This is a genomic window from Actinomycetospora aeridis, from assembly GCF_037400275.1.
In the GTDB taxonomy this organism is placed as follows: Bacteria; Actinomycetota; Actinomycetes; order Mycobacteriales; family Pseudonocardiaceae; genus Actinomycetospora; species Actinomycetospora aeridis.
In genome coordinates, this window is the sequence record NZ_JBBEGL010000005.1 from 630,951 (window position 1) to 645,764 (window position 14,814).

At 74.8% G+C, this 14,814-nt stretch carries 11 protein-coding genes; 6 read left to right on the forward strand and 5 right to left on the reverse strand.

Annotated elements, in window-relative coordinates; all coding sequences use genetic code 11:
- Positions 1 to 46 precede the first annotated feature (46 nt).
- From WCD41_RS21115 to WCD41_RS21130, 4 genes are all read left to right on the forward strand, one after another.
- The gene (locus WCD41_RS21115) at positions 47 to 1,237 is read left to right on the forward strand and encodes a DUF8462 domain-containing protein (RefSeq protein ID WP_337716034.1); all 1,191 of its coding nucleotides are present in this window, start codon (positions 47 to 49) and stop codon (positions 1,235 to 1,237) included.
- Positions 1,238 to 1,556: 319 nt separating this feature from the next.
- A complete protein-coding gene (locus WCD41_RS21120) occupies positions 1,557 to 1,901 on the forward strand; it encodes a GroES family chaperonin (protein ID WP_337716036.1) in 345 nt (114 codons plus the stop codon).
- The gene (locus tag WCD41_RS21125; RefSeq protein ID WP_337716038.1) at positions 1,898 to 3,961 is read left to right on the forward strand and encodes a VanW family protein; all 2,064 of its coding nucleotides are present in this window, start codon (positions 1,898 to 1,900) and stop codon (positions 3,959 to 3,961) included. Before WCD41_RS21120 ends, WCD41_RS21125 begins: the two co-directional genes overlap by 4 nt.
- Positions 3,961 to 4,857, forward strand: coding sequence for a DUF1206 domain-containing protein (locus WCD41_RS21130; protein ID WP_337716040.1), 897 nt, complete (start codon positions 3,961 to 3,963; stop codon positions 4,855 to 4,857). The genes WCD41_RS21125 and WCD41_RS21130 overlap by 1 nt, the downstream gene beginning before the upstream one ends.
- Here the strand turns inward: WCD41_RS21130 and WCD41_RS21135 are convergent.
- The gene (locus WCD41_RS21135; RefSeq protein WP_337716042.1) at positions 4,823 to 5,716 is read right to left on the reverse strand and encodes a DUF72 domain-containing protein; all 894 of its coding nucleotides are present in this window, start codon (positions 5,714 to 5,716) and stop codon (positions 4,823 to 4,825) included. The two genes, WCD41_RS21130 and WCD41_RS21135, sit on opposite strands and share 35 nt — an antisense overlap.
- Before the next feature lie 76 nt (positions 5,717 to 5,792).
- On the reverse strand, positions 5,793 to 7,652 hold the full coding sequence (locus WCD41_RS21140) for an acyl-CoA dehydrogenase (protein ID WP_337716044.1): 1,860 nt from the start codon (positions 7,650 to 7,652) through the stop codon (positions 5,793 to 5,795).
- Positions 7,653 to 7,800: 148 nt separating this feature from the next.
- Between WCD41_RS21140 and WCD41_RS21145 the strand changes: the two genes are divergently transcribed.
- A complete protein-coding gene (locus tag WCD41_RS21145) occupies positions 7,801 to 10,182 on the forward strand; it encodes an FUSC family protein (RefSeq protein ID WP_337716046.1) in 2,382 nt (793 codons plus the stop codon).
- Here the strand turns inward: WCD41_RS21145 and WCD41_RS21150 are convergent.
- From WCD41_RS21150 to WCD41_RS21160, 3 genes are all read right to left on the reverse strand, one after another.
- Positions 10,125 to 11,447: a D-arabinono-1,4-lactone oxidase gene (locus WCD41_RS21150; protein WP_337716048.1), complete on the reverse strand. Its 1,323-nt coding sequence runs from the start codon at positions 11,445 to 11,447 to the stop codon at positions 10,125 to 10,127. The two genes, WCD41_RS21145 and WCD41_RS21150, sit on opposite strands and share 58 nt — an antisense overlap.
- Positions 11,448 to 11,561: 114 nt before the next feature.
- Complete coding sequence (locus WCD41_RS21155; protein WP_337716050.1) at positions 11,562 to 12,146, reverse strand: DoxX family protein; 585 nt, start codon at positions 12,144 to 12,146, stop codon at positions 11,562 to 11,564.
- Positions 12,147 to 12,337: 191 nt separating this feature from the next.
- On the reverse strand, positions 12,338 to 12,829 hold the full coding sequence (locus WCD41_RS21160; RefSeq protein WP_337716052.1) for a hypothetical protein: 492 nt from the start codon (positions 12,827 to 12,829) through the stop codon (positions 12,338 to 12,340).
- Between the two features lie 357 nt (positions 12,830 to 13,186).
- Here WCD41_RS21160 and WCD41_RS21165 point away from each other — a divergent pair, with 357 nt between their 5' ends.
- Entirely contained in the window at positions 13,187 to 14,797 is a 1,611-nt protein-coding gene (locus WCD41_RS21165) for an SDR family oxidoreductase (RefSeq protein WP_337716054.1), read from the forward strand.
- Positions 14,798 to 14,814: the final 17 nt, after the last annotated feature.

The following is a 14,814-nucleotide window of genomic DNA, read 5'->3' on the forward strand; positions in this document are numbered from 1 at the left end:
CCCATAGTGTCCGAGGGAGTCGGAGCCCGACCCGGAGAGGGTGGCCATGGACCCCGTGCGGAACCCGTACGCCCCCGGAGCCGGGCAGCGGCCGCCCGAGCTCGCCGGCCGCGACCGCGAGGTCGACGCGTTCGACGTGGTCCTGGAGCGGGTGGCGCGCGGGCGCCCGGAGCGCAGCCTCGTGCTCACCGGCCTGCGCGGCGTCGGGAAGACCGTGCTGCTCGGCGAGCTCCGGTCGATGGCGGTGCGCGCCGGGTGGGGCGCCGGGAAGCTCGAGGCCCGCCCGGACGCCGAGTTGCGCCGGCCCCTGTCCGCCGCCCTGCACCGCGCGGTCCGCGACCTCGCGGTCCACCACCGCGCACCCGACCGCGTCGAGGAGACGCTCGGGGTGCTCAAGGCGTTCGCGCTCAAGGCCGCTGCGTCCGACGCGAAGATCAAGGACCGCTGGCAGCCGGGCATCGACGTGCCGGTGCAGCACGGGCGCGCCGACTCCGGCGACATCGAGATCGACCTCGTCGAGCTGTTCGGCGTCTGCGCCGAGCTCGCGGCCGACGTCGGCGTGGGGATCGCGCTGCTCATCGACGAGATGCAGGACCTGCGCGTCGACGACGTCTCCGCGCTCTGCGCCGCCTGCCACGAGCTCTCGCAGTCGGGGGCGCCGCTGGTGGTCGTCGGGGCCGGGCTGCCGCACCTGCCCGCCGTGCTCAGCGCCTCGAAGTCCTACTCCGAGCGCCTCTTCCGCTACGTGATGATCGGCCAGCTCGACCGCACCGACGCCGACCTCGCCCTGACCGTGCCCGCGAAGCGCGAGGACGCCGAGCTCACCGGCGCCGCCCTGGAGGCGCTCTACGAGGTCTCGGGCGGCTACCCCTACTTCGTGCAGGCCTACGGCAAGGCCGCGTGGGACGCCGCGGTGCAGAGCCCCATCGACGCCGACGACGTCCGCATGGCCGCGCCGGAGGCGAGCGCGGAGCTTGCGGTCGGCTTCTTCGGCTCCCGCTACGAGCGCGCGACGCCCGCCGAGCGGGAGTACCTGCAGGGCATGGCCGAGATCGCCGAGGGCCGCGACGAGCCGGTGCCGACGTCGAAGCTGGCCACGCACCTCGGACGCAAGCCCTCGTCGCTGTCCCCGGCGCGGGACAGCCTGTTGCGCAAGGGCCTGGTGTTCTCCGCCGAGCGCGGCTGGATCGCCTTCACGGTGCCGCACTTCGGCCGCTTCCTGCTCGGCCGCGACTAGTCCCGGAAGAACGCGAGCAACGGCGCCGGCGTCACCTTCGTACCGTCCTCGTCCTGACCCCGCCGACAAGGGGCGTTCCGGGACATATCGGTCGAAGCGCTGGGCTGAACGAGTGAACTCGTTCGAGGTCGGTTAACGCCGCTCCCTCCGTGGTCGAACTCCCCGGCGAGCCCCGTGGCGCTGCCGGACCCCCGACCTGGCAGGGCCACGGGGCGTTCCACGTTCCGGGGCTGTTGCCCTCCTCGCGGCCCGGTCCGGGTCCGATCGGCTCCGCCGCCCTGCGCCCGGTGCCGATCCGGGCGCCCCGTACGATCCCGGCGTGTCGGATCCCAGGCTGGAGATCCAGATGCTCCACGACCGAGTGATGGTCGCCCCCGTCCAGGGCGAGGGCGAACGCCGCAGCAGTGGAGGCATCGTGATCCCCGCGACCGCCCAACCCGCCAAGCGGCTGGTGTGGGGCGAGGTGTTCGGCACGGGCCAGCACGTCCGCAGCGTGGCGGTGGGGGACCGGGTGCTCTACGGCCAGGACGACCACTTCGAGGTCGACGTCTCCGGACGCACCTTCGTCGTCCTCCGCGAGCGCGATCTGCACGCGGTCGCCAGCGCGACCAGTGAGTCCACCGAGTCGACGAGAAGTTCGAGCGGGACGGGGTTGTACCTGTGACCTCACCAGGGGGCCGCACGCCCGAGGAGACGGCCGTCGACACCGACGGGCCCGAGCGCCACGATGAGCCGTCCGATGGTCTCGACGAGCCCACCCGGGCGATGTCCGGCGACGCCGTCGGCGCCCCGGGCAGCACGGTCGTCGGTCCGCCGCTCGAGACCGCGCACAGCGGCGGCCATGCGGGCGGCCACGCGGACGGACACCCGGGCCATGCCGCCCCGCAGGCCGAGGAGACCGACCCGGACCGCACCGCGTGGATCCCGACCGTGCCCGGGGACGGGCCGCCGTCCGGTCCCGGTGCCCACGAGGCCGCCTCCGGCGGCCGCCGTCGACGGCCCCTGCTGATCGGGGCGGCCGTCGTCGGCCTGCTCGCGGCGCTGTACGTCGGCGACCTGCTCCTCTCCTCCACCGACGTGCCCCGCGGGGTCGCCGTCGCGGGCGTCGAGATCGGCGGGATGGGCAAGCCCGAGGCCGAGGACGCGCTGCGCTCGCAGCTCTCGGGGCGCACCTCGGAGCCGGTGGCCCTGCAGGCGGGCACGGCGACCGCCACCGTCGACCCGCGCGCGGCCGGCCTCGAGCTCGACGTCGAGGGCACGATCGACCGCGCCGGCGAGCAGCCCTTCAACCCGTGGACGCGGCTCACCTCGCTGTTCGGCACCCGCGACGTCGCACCGGTCACCCGCGTCAACGCCTTCGCCCTCGGCCAGGCCCTCGACGGCGCCCGCCCGCAGCTCGACCGGCCCGTCAGCGAGGGCACCGTGCGCTACGAGGGCGTCGAGCCGGTCGCCGTGCCGTCGGTGCCGGGCGCGGTCGTCGACGGCGCCACCGCGGGCCAGGCCGTCGTCGACCACTGGCTCGACCCGACGCCGGTCGCCCTGCCGATCACCGAGACCCCGGTGACGGTCACCCCCGACGGCATCCAGCGCGCCATCGACGGCTTCGCGCGGCCCGCCGTCGCCGGGCCGCTGACCGTCGTCGGTGACGCCAAGAACGCCACGGTGACCACCCGAGCGATCACCTCGTTCGTCCGGTTCACCCCGGACGGCCGCGGCGGGCTGACGCCGGGCATCGACGAGGCGGCGGCGATCGCGGCGATCGAGCCGCAGCTCGCCACCACCGAGGCCGAGCCGAAGGACGCGACGCTGGCGTTCAACGGCGCCGCGGCCGAGGTCGTGCCCGCCGTGGTCGGCCGCGAGATCGACTGGCCGCGGACGTTCACCGGGATCGTCGAGGCCCTGGGACGTCCCGACGGCGCGGCGCCGCCGGTGTTCACCCCGCCGCCCACGGCGCCCGGCGCCGAGCCGGCCACGCCGCCGCCCGCGACCGGGCGTGCGATCAACGCGGTGTACACCACCACGCAGCCGGAGGTGACCACCGAGTCGCTCGCGTCCCTCGGGCCGGCCGTGATGATCGGGGAGTTCACCACCCGCGGCTTCAAGCCCGACTCGGGGCAGAACATCCGGCGCGTCGCCGAGATCGTCAACGGTCAGGTGATCGCCCCGAACTCCGTGTTCAGCCTCAACGAGGCGTCGAGCCCCCGCAACGAGTCGAACGGCTTCGTCCCGGCCGGGATCATCGACGACGGCGCCCCCGGCCGCGGCGTCGGCGGCGGCGTCTCGCAGTTCGCCACGACGCTCTACAACGCCGGGTACTTCGCCGGGCTCGAGAACGTGCAGCACCAGGAGCACAGCTACTACATCAGCCGCTACCCGGCCGGACGCGAGGCCACGGTCTTCGAGGGCTCGATCGACCTGCGCCTCGGCAACGACGGACCCACCCCGATCTACATCCGGACGCAGTGGACGCCGTCGTCGATCACGGTGCAGCTCTACGGCATCAAGCGCTTCGAGGTGACCTCGGAGCCGGGGCCGCGCACCAACCAGACCCCGCCCGGCGTCCGCGACCTCGGGGCCAACCCGGAGTGCAAGCCGTCGCAGGGCTCCGAGGGCTTCACGATCACCGACACCCGCGTGCTGCGGAACCTGCAGACCGGCGAGGTGCGGCGCGAGCCGCGCACCGTGCGGTACGAGCCGCAGCCGACCGTCACCTGCAACGGCTAGTGAGCGCCACCGCGAGTTCTTCCTCGGACTCCTCCGCGGACGACTCCGTCTCCCGGGTCGTCGACGGCGCGCGTGATCGCCTCGACGACGTCAGCCGCGGCGACGGGGAGGGCGAGGCCCCGCACCGGGCCGTCGAGCTGCTCGGGCGCGTGGGGCTCGTCGGCTACGGCCTCGTGCACCTGCTGATCGGTGTGCTCGCCGTCCAGGTCGCGACGCAGGGCGGCGGTCAGGCCGACCAGCAGGGAGCGATCGCCACGCTCGCCGCCGAGCCCTTCGGGTTCGTCGCGATCATCGTCATCGTCGTCGGCCTGGTGGCCTTCGCGCTGTGGCAGGGCATCGCCGCCGTCTCCGGCTTCCGCTGGGCCACCGGCTGGAGCCGCACCCAACGCCGGATCGGGGCGGGCGGCAAGGCGCTCGGTGTCCTCGGTGTGGCCTTCGTCGGCGCCCAGCTGCTGGTCACCGGCTCCTCGGGCTCGAGCAGCGGTGGCTCCCAGCAGGCCACCGCGAGCCTGCTGACGCTGCCCGCGGGCCAGGTCCTCGTCGGGCTCGTCGCCGTGATCGTGCTGGTCGTGGCCGGCGCCACCGCCTGGTCCGGGGTCACCGTCGACTTCGCCGAGGACCTCGACTGGTCCCGCATCCCCTCCCGGCTGCGCACGCCCGTGCGGTGGCTGGGGATCGCCGGGCACGTGCTGCGCGCCGTCGCGTTCGCCGTGATGGGTGTGCTCTTCGGCGTCGCGGCGATCCGGGCCGATCCCTCCTGGGCGAGCGGCCTCGACGGGGCCCTCAAGACCCTCGCCGGGCAGCCCTACGGTCCGGTGCTGCTCCTGGTCGTCGCGCTGGGCTTCGTCGCGTTCGGGGTGTTCACGATCGCGGAGGCGCGGGCCCGCCGGATCTGACCCGGTCCCGCAGCCCCATCGCGTCGAACGGGGCGTGCACCTCGATGTCGTTGTCGAAGTAGACGACGACGTCGCGCCCGCCCGGGGCCGCCGGCGGCGGGTCGTCCGGGGCGACGGTGTCCCCGGAGACGGGAGCCTCCCCGGACGCCCAGGCACGGAGACGGTCGGCCCAGCGGTCGAGGGACGCGGGGGAGTAGCCGCTCGCGTAGAGCTCGGTGTCGCCGTGCAGGCGGACGTAGACCAGGTCGGCGGTGACGTCGTCGAGGCACGGGAACGTGCCCGCGGTGTCCGAGACGACGAGCGCGACACCGTGGCGGCGCAGCTGCGCGACGAACCCGGGGTCGCGGTACGTGGCGTGCCGGACCTCCATGGCGTGCCGGAGCGGGCGGTCCCGGTCCGTCTCCGTCCACGGCTCGGGCACCTTGTCGGTGTGCCCGGCCGCCATCGCCGCGGCCTCGCCGGTGGTGCGCGGCAGCAGGGCGAGGAAGTCCTCGATCCGCCCGGCGTCGTAGCCGAGGTTCGGCGGCAGCTGCCACAGGATCGGCCCGAGCTTCGTCCCGAGCGCGAGGGGGCCGGAGGCGAAGAAGTTCGCCAGGCCCTCGTCGACGCCACGCAGCTTCTTCATGTGCGTGACGAAGCGCCCGCCCTTCACCGCGAACACGAAGTCGTCCGGTGTGCGCTCCGCCCACGTGCGGTAGCTCGAGGCGCGCTGCAGCGAGTAGAACGAGCCGTTGATCTCGACGGTGTCGAGACGCTCGGCGAGGTAGGTCAGCTCACGACGCTGGACCAGGCCCTCCGGGTAGAACACCCGCCGCCAGGGCGGGTAGATCCACCCGGAGGTCCCGATCCGTACGGCCATGTGCGCCTCCGGCGCTCGTGAGCACTTTCGCGTGCTATAGCACGCGAAAGTGCTCACGTGCGCGGAGCGCACCGCGTCAGAAGGCGGCCACGTCCAGCTCCATGATCGAGTTCTCGGCGCCCTCGATGATCGCGCGGCGGGACGAGAGCTCGGGCAGCACGTTGCGGGCGAAGAAGCGCGCGACGGCGATCTTGCCCTCGTAGAACGCCTGGTCACGCCCGGCGGTGCCGGCGTCGAGCACCTGACCGGCCACCTCGGCCTGGCGCAGCAGCAGCCAGCCGATGACCATGTCGCCGACGCTCATGAGGAAGCGGACCGCGTGCTGGCCGACCTTGTACAGGTTGGTGACCTCCTCCTGCGAGGACGTCAGGAACCCGACCATGGCCCCCAGCGACGCCTGCACGTCGCCCAGGGCGGTGGCGAGCAGCGCCCGCTCCTCCTTGAGCCGCCCGTTGCCGCCCTCGGCGTCGAGGAACGCCTGGACCTGGCCCGCGACGTGCATCAGCGCCTGGCCGTTGTCCCGGACGATCTTGCGGAAGAAGAAGTCCTGCGCCTGGATCGCCGTGGTGCCCTCGTACAGAGAGTCGATCTTGGCGTCGCGGATGTACTGCTCGAGCGGGTAGTCCTGCAGGTAGCCCGAGCCGCCGAGGGTCTGCAGCGCGTGGATCAGCTGCTCGGAGGCCCGCTCCGACCCGACGCCCTTGACGATCGGGAGGAGCAGGTCGTTGACCTTCTCCGCGAGGGTGATCTCCTCCTGGGAGACCGCCCCCCGGTCGGCCTCCGGGGCCTCGCCGAAGCGCACGACGTCCTGGTAGGTCGACGTGAACGTGTACACCGCGCGCAGGCCCTCCGCGTACGCCTTCTGCGTCATGAGGCTGCGGCGCACGTCCGGGTGGTTGGTGATCGGGACGCGCGGGGCGGTCTTGTCGGTCTGCTTGGTGAGGTCCGCGCCCTGGACGCGCTCCTTGGCGTACTCCAGCGCCCGCAGGTAGCCCGTCGACAGGGTGCCGATGGCCTTGGTGCCGACCATCATCCGGGCGTACTCGATGACCTGGAACATCTGCGCGATGCCGTCGTGCACGTCGCCCAGCAGCCAGCCGATCGCGGGCGTGCTCGTCGCACCGAAGGTCACCTCGCAGGTGGCCGAGGCGTTGAGGCCCATCTTGTGCTCGACGTTGGTGACGTAGGCGCCGTTGCGCTCGCCCGGCTCACCGGTCGTGTCGTCGAAGTGGAACTTCGGCACGAGGAACAGCGAGAGGCCCTTGGTGCCCTGCTTCGCGCCCTCGGGGCGGGCGAGCACCAGGTGCATGATGTTCTCGTTGAGGTCGCCGGCGTCGCCCGAGGTGATGAAGCGCTTGACGCCCTCGATCGACCAGGTGCCGTCACCGTTGTCGCGGGCCTTGGTGCGCCCGGCGCCGACGTCGGAGCCCGCGTCGGGCTCGGTGAGCACCATCGTGGCGCCCCAGCCGCGGTCGACCATGAGCTGCGCCCAGCGCTTCTGCTGCTCGGTGCCGTTGCGGTAGACGACCGAGGCGAAGTTCGGGCCCGCCATGTACATGAACACCGGGGCGTTGGCGCCGAGGATCATCTCGCCGGCCGCCCACTGGACCGACGGCGGCACGCCCATGCCGCCGATGGCGTTGTCGGCCGACAGCCGCCACCACTCGCCGTCCCACAGCGCCCGGTAGGACTTCTTGATGCCCTCGTCGAGGTGCGCCGTGTTGGTCGCGGGGTCGAAGCGGACGGGGTTGCGGTCGCCCGACTCGTAGGAGTCGGCCAGCGGCCCCTCGGCGATCGACGCGACCTCGCCCAGCAGGGCCCGCGCGGTCTCCTCGTCGGCCTCGGCGAACGGCCCGGAGCCGAACCGGTCCTGGACGCGGAAGACCTCGAAGAGGTTGAACTCGATGTCGCGGACGTTCGCCCGGTAGTGGCCCATCCCGCCTCGCTCCTCGTGGTGTCGGCCAGCGTCTTCTACCGACCGGTAACCACACACTATTACCCGGTGGTAACCCCTGTCGAGATCGGCCCGGCGCCGTCCCCCGTGCGAGACTCCGCGCACGGGACGGCAGCCGAGGGAGGAGCCGGTGAGGGGGCGGCGATCGGGGGGTTCCCTCGACCTGCGCACGTGGTTCGCCGGTGTCGACCCCGGCCTCACCCGGCTGCGTCTGGCCTCGATCGCGGTCGCGGCGATGGCCCTCGCGGTCGTCGTGGTCGCGGTGGTCCGCGCCCTGCTCGCGCCCGCCGAGCCCGTCACCGTCCTGCTGTTCGCGGGCGTGCTGGCGATGGTGTCCAACCTCGCGGTCAACGAGCCCGACCTGCCGCGGCGGCGCGTCACCACCGCGCTGATGATCCTGCCGGCGGCGGCCAGCACCGTCGCCGGGGCCTTCGTCGCCCCCTACCGGATCCCGGCCGCCGCGGCGTTCGTCGCGGTCATGGTGCTCGCGGTCTGGGTGCGCCGGTACGGCCCGCGCGGGTTCGCCCTCGGCATGGCCGGCTTCATGCCCTTCTTCTTCACGCAGTTCCTCCGCGTCGCGCCGGCCCAGGTGCCGTGGCTGCTCGTGGCGATGGTGGTCGGGATCGCCGCGACCCTGCTGCTGCGCGGCGTCGTGTTCGCGGAGCGCCCGGCCCGGACGCTGCGCCGGATGGTGACGGCGTTCCGCGCGCGGGCCCACGCGCTGGTCGGCGCCACCGACGCGGTCCTGGCCGACGTCGGCCGGGACGGGCCGGACGAGGGCGACCTCGAGGCGCTGCGCCGCACGCGCGCCCGCCTCCAGGAGGTGGCGCTGCTCGTCGAGGACACCCTCGAGCAGACCACCGCCGGCCGCGTCTGGCCCGGCCTCGACGACGACACGCTCGCCCTGCGCGTCGCCGACGCCGAGCTCGCGCTCGAGCGCCTCTCGGTCGTCGTGCGGCGCCTGGCCCTGCCGCAGCCCGACGATCCCCAGGAGCCCATCGACCCCGTCGTCGTGGCCGCGCTGCGCACCGGCCTGCGGCACCTGCAGACCGCGCTCGCGTCCGGGCAGGAGCACCGGGCGATCCTCGAGGCGGCGGGGGACGCGGGGGCCGCCGTCGCCGGGCTCGTCGCCGACACGCGCGCCGGCCACGAGCGCGTGCAGCGCACCGCGTTCGCCGTCCGCCGGGTCGCCGACGCGATCCACCACGCACAGGTCGACGCCCCGTCACGGCGTCCCGACTGGGGTGCGCCCCGGGACGGGACCGCCGCGCCACGGCGCCCACCGCCCCCACCCGCCGGGGGCGGTCCGGCCGCGGACGCCCTCGCGGCGAGCCCCCCGCCCGACGAGCGCCCGGGCCCGGCGTCCGACCGCCCCGAGGACGACGTGCACCGCGGGACGGAGCCCGCGTCCGCCGGGACCGGCGGCATCGCCCTGTCCACCCGCCAGGCCCTGCAGGTCGGGGTCGCCGCGACGCTCGCGATCGTCGTCGGCGAGCTGATCGCCCCGTCGCGCTGGTACTGGGCCGTCATCACCGCGTTCGTGGTGTTCGCCGGCACCAACAGCCGCGGCGACCTGCTCTCCCGCGGGTGGGGCCGGGTGCTCGGCACGGTCGGCGGCGTCGTCGCCGGCATGGGCCTGGCCGCGCTCGTCGGCGGCAACACGGTGCTCTCGCTGCTGCTGCTGTTCGGCTGCGTCTTCCTCGCCCTCTACCTGGTGCGGGTGTCGCCCTCGATGCTCGCCTTCTGGATCACCGCGGTGCTCGCCCTGGTCTACGGGCTGATCGGCCAGTTCAGCGTGCAGGTGCTCGTGCTGCGGATCGAGGAGACCGCGATCGGGGCGGCCGCCGCCGTCGTCGCCGCGTTCCTCGTCCTGCCCCGGGGCACCCGGGCCGCGTTCGGCGAGGCCGTCGGCGACGTCGTGGACGCCATGGACCGCGTGCTCGGTGAGGCGACCGATCGGCTCGTGGGACGGCGCACGGCGGCGCCGGCCCGCGAGGGCGTGCGGGCGATGGACGACGCCCTGGCCACCCTGCGCCAGCGCGCCCGGACCCTCGCCGCGCCGTTCGCGCGACGCCGCGCCCGCTCGAGCTACCAGCGGGGGCTGCGGGTGCTCGTGGTGTGCGACGTCTACGCGCGCTCGCTCGCCCGTCTCGCCGACCACGCCGTCGATCCCGGGTGGGCGTCGACCCTGGACCCGGCCGCCGCGCAGGTGCGGGCGAACCTCGACGGGCTGCGCGACGTGCTGGTCCGGGGCCGGCGCGCCTCCGACGGCGGGCAGGTGCGCGCGCTCTCGGCCGAGCGTCTCGTCGACGCCGCCGAGGAGTACGCCGCGCGCACGGACGACCCGCGGCGTCGCGCGACCATGCTGACCGCCGCGCGCCTGCTGCGCCGCATCGACCAGGCCGTCGTGGGGCTGGCGGTCGACCTCGGTGCCGCGGAGTACCCCGACGCCGATCAGGCGCCGAGCACCGCGTCCAGCGCCGGTGTCGCGAACACGCGGTCCGGGTCGTAGTCGTCGCGGACGCGGCGGAAGTCGGGCAGGCGGGGATAGGCCGCCGCGGTGTCGTCGGCGGTCCAGTCGGAGCGTGACGCCCAGTGCGGACGGCCGCCGTGCGCGCGCAGCACCTGCCACGTGCGCTCCAGCACCGGGGCGTGGTCGATGCCGCGCGGCACGCGGACGGCGACCCAGCCGGTCGCCCGATCGTGCGCGGGGTGCAGCCAGCCGGACTCGGCGGGCCCGACCCGCAGGCGCACCGGCAGCCCGGCCTCGAGCCCGTCGTCGGCGAGGGCGGCGAGCAGCTCGCGGGTGCCGGTCGCGAACGCGGCGCGGGGCAGCGCCCACTCCGTCTGCTCGTACCGGACCGCGGGCGGGCTCGAGAGCACCCGGTGCATCGGGCCGGTGGCCGTGACGGTGCGGGCGAGGCGGGAGACCGCGCGGTTGAACCGGGGCACCAGCCGGGGCAGCGCCCGTTCGACGACCATGGCGCCGCCGAGCGCGGTCCGCCCGGTGGCGCCGGCCACGGTGACACCGACGGTCCGCTCGGGCTCGTCCTCGTCCCTCCCGGCGTCCCCGGGATCGCCCTCGTCCCCCTCGTCCGGGTGCTCGGGCCGGGGCTGGACCCACCGGGTCAGGGCGGTGCCCGCCGACGGGAAGACCGCGGCCTCGACGACGGGGTGGGCGGCCCAGAACGCGGGGTCGAGCACCTCGTCCACGGAGCGCGGCTCGCGGGTGACCCGGACGCGGCTCGCCGGCACGACCTCGAGCTCCGCCTCGAGCACCACACCGAGGGCGCCGAGCGAGGTGCGGGCGGCGTCGAGGTCGGCCGCGGCCACGTCGCGCAGCCGGCCGCGCCCGTCGACGAGACGCAGACCCACGACCGCCGCGGACAGGGAGCCGACCGCGGGACCGCTGCCGTGCATCCCGACCGCCAGCGCGCCCCCGACCGTCGGCGCGGCCAGCTCCAGGGGGGCCTCCAGCGCGAGGCCGCGGTCGGCGAGCTCCTCGTGGAGCTGGGACAGGGGCGTGCCGGCGCGCACGCGGACCGTCGGGCGGCCCGGACGGCCGCCGATGCCGGTGATCCCGCTGAACGCCGAGAGGTCGACGTGCACGCCGTCGGTGACGGCGAGGGCGCTGAAGGAGTGCCCGGACCCCACGGGCCGGACGCCCTGGCCGCGCTCGGCGGCCCGTCGCACCACGGCAGAGACACCGCTGTCGTCGAGCGGGCGCACCGTCGCCGTCGGCCGGCACTCCTGGCCGCCGGACCAGTTCGTCCACACGGCGGACACCCTAGGGGCTCGACACCGGTCGCGGGTCTCCCCGACCTCGGGTCACGGTGACGGACGACGCCCGGTGCGGGGTCGCCCGCGCGGTGGCGGACGACCCCGGCGGACTCAGGAGGAGGCCAGCGACCCGATCGCGACGTCGACGCCGTCCACGACGTTGCGGCGGACCTTGTCGCCGGCCTCGCGGAGCCGCTCGCCCGCGTCGTCGGTCTGGCCGGTCAGGTCGCCGGAGATCTTGTCGGCGCGCTTCGCGAGCTTGCGGGCGGCGCGGCGGCCGCGCCAGCCCAGCGACGGCTTCCCCTCGGTGTCGACCGCGGCGAGGATCAGCCCGCCCAGGATGCTGACGTTCTTGAGGAACTGCTGCTGCTCGGCGGTCTTCTCGGCCGGGTCCGACTTCTCCCAGAACGGGTGGCCGGCGACCGTGGTCGGGATGACGCTGGCGGCGAGGGCGAGCGACGCGACCCGCGGGAACTTGTTGATCGCGAGCAGCGAGCCGGCGGCGATCTTCACGCCGGCGTCGATGCGGACCAACTGGTGGGGCTCGGACGGGACCTGCTCCGGCAGGCTCGGCGCGGCCTTCTCGAGCAGCGGCGTGGCCTTCTGGATGCGCGGCTCGGGGTTGAGCAGGGTGTCGACCCCGCCCTTGATGAAGATGGCGGCCAGCATGGGCCGGGCGAGACGACGGATGATCACGGAAGCGACCTCCACGGGCGCGACGGACGGGCGGTGTGCGGCGGGAGGGACGGGCTCGCCTGGGGCCCGACGGGGCCACACCCGGGCCGTGAGGAGGCCGCAGCATAGCCCCGGCCGTACCGGGTCGCGCCCGCCCGGAGCGCCGGGCCGCCCGATGGGGGCGACCCGACGTCCGGTACCCGTCCGGCGCGTCAGCGACGCAGGGCGTGCCGTCCGGTCCGGCTCTCCTCGCGGCGCCAGGCGTGGCGACCGGCGTCCGGGGCCACGTCCTCCGTGCGCGGACGACGGCGACGCTCGGCGCGGCGGCGCAGCTCGTCCTCGGGGGACTCGGCGGTACCGGCCGGGTCCGACCCGCCGACCGCCGGCGGCGGCACCGTCGGGACCTCGGAGAGCCGCGCCCGCCGACCCGACGGGTCCTGCACCGGCAGCGGCCCCGACCCCGGGTGCGGCTCCGGCACCGGGAGCGCGTCGCGGTCGCCGTAGGCGCGACGGGTCACGCCGCGGGTCCGGTCCTCGGTCAGCTCGTGGAAGATCGGCGTCGGCTCGCCGGTCCGCCCGAGCGTCGAGAGCGCCCGGTCGGTACCCCGCGTCTCGCGAGCCGTCGCCGTCGCCGTCGCGCCGGCGCGCCGCAGGGCGCCGACCCCGGCCCCGGGCCGGTCCAGCGGCGAGGGTTCGTCCCACACCCACTCGCCGTACGCATCCAGTCGCCACCCGCCGGGTCCGGTACCCGCGCCACCGGACCCCAGGTCGTCACGCCACACCCACACGATCTCTCGACCTCCCCGACTGCTGATCGTTCAGCTCGTGCTCACCGGGCCGCCGAACGGCCCAGCGTCATCGAGCGTCTGGCCCCCTCAACGGCAGCAGCGGAGAACGACTTGGGGGCCGGACCGCGCCGAATCGTCCCGACACGGCCTTTCGCGCGCGACACGCCGACGGATCCCCCGGCCGTGTGTCACCTCGTTGGGCGGGTCGAGGTTTCGGACGGCCCGTCACCCGTCGGCACTGCGCGGCGGCCCGTCAGGCACGACGATCGCCTCGTGCGATGCGTGGTCACCGGAGCGACCGGATACATCGGCGGGCGACTGGCCCCGCGGCTGGCGGCGGAGGGCCACCACGTGCGATGCGTCGTGCGCGATCCCGACAAGATGCGCGACGTCCCGTGGGCCGCGCAGGTCGAGATCGTCCGCGGCGACGTGCTCGACGAGGAGTCGATGCGCCGCGCCTGCGAGGGCGCCGACGTCCTCTACTACCTCGTGCACTCGCTCTCCGAGCGCGGCTTCGCGGCGGTCGACCGCCAGGCCGCCATGATCAGCGCGCAGGCCGCCCGCGAGGCCGGGGTGTCGCGCATCGTCTACCTGGGCGGGATGCACCCCGACGGGGTCGAGCTCTCCGAGCACCTCGCCTCGCGCGCCGAGGTCGGGGAGATCTTCCTGCGCTCCGGGGTCCCGACGGTGGTGCTGCAGGCAGCGGTGATCCTCGGGTCCGGCTCGGCGAGCTTCGAGATGCTGCGCTACCTCACCGAGCGGCTGCCGGTGATGCTCACGCCGTCCTGGGTGCACCACCGGGTCCAGCCCATCGCGATCCGCGACGTCCTGCACTACCTCGTGCGCGTCGTGACCCTCCCGCCCGAGGTGAACCGCACCTTCGACATCGGCGGGCCGGACGTCCTGACCTACCTGCAGATGATGGAGGGCTTCGCCGAGGTCGCCGAGCTGCCGCGACGCGCGATGCTGCCCGTGCCGGTGCTGACGCCGCGGCTGTCGTCGCACTGGGTCAACCTCGTGACCCCGGTGCCGCGCTCCACCGCCGTGCCGCTCATCGACTCGCTGGTGCACGAGGTGGTGGCGAACGAGCACGACATCGACACCTTCATCGCGCCGCCCGAGGAGGGCCTCACGAGCTTCCGGCGGGCCGTCACGCTCGCGCTCGCCCGGATCGGGTCGGGCCAGGTGGAGACGCGCTGGTCCGGGGCGAACGCGAGCTACGCGCCGTCGGACCCGCTGCCCTCGGACCCGGAGTGGGCGGGCGGCACGGTCTACACCGACGTCCGGGAGCGCCCCTCGACCGCGTCCGTCGAGAACGTCCGGCACATCGTCACCGGCATCGGCGGCGAGCGCGGCTGGTACTCGTTCCCGCTCGGCTGGTGGGCGCGCGGGGTGCTCGACCGTCTCTTCGGCGGCGTCGGCCTGCGCCGCGGCCGGCGGGACGCCGACTCGCTGAAGGTCGGCGACGCGCTCGACTGGTGGCGCGTCGAGGAGTGCCTGGACGAGACCACCACCGACGCGGCGCACACCGACGCCGCCGACCTCGCGCCCGGCGAGCGGCTCCTGCGGCTGCGCGCCGAGATGAAGGCTCCCGGCCTCGCGTGGCTCGAGCTGCGCGTGGCGCCGAGCGAGCAGGGCTCGACGTACCGGCAGCGGGCGATCTTCTTCCCGCACGGGCTCGCGGGGCACGCCTACTGGCGCGTGATCGCGCCGTTCCACGTCCTCGTGTTCGGCGGGATGGAGCGGCGCATCGTGGCCGCGGCCGAGCGGGTGGAGCGCGGGGAGGACCCGGCGCCGCCGAGCGGGGTCGTCGCCCGGCTCAAGGACCGCCGCGCGCGCCGTGACGCCGAGCGCGCCCGCCCGGCGGTGCGCACCGGCACCTGACCATGTGAGCGAACTTC

Coding starts and splice junctions, on each gene's coding strand:
- WCD41_RS21115 (WP_337716034.1), top strand. CDS start 47: ATGGACCCCGTGCGGAACCCGTACGCCCCCGGAGCCGGGCAGCGGCCG.
- WCD41_RS21135 (WP_337716042.1), bottom strand. CDS start 5,716: ATGGCCGTACGGATCGGGACCTCCGGGTGGATCTACCCGCCCTGGCGG.
- WCD41_RS21140 (WP_337716044.1), bottom strand. CDS start 7,652: ATGGGCCACTACCGGGCGAACGTCCGCGACATCGAGTTCAACCTCTTC.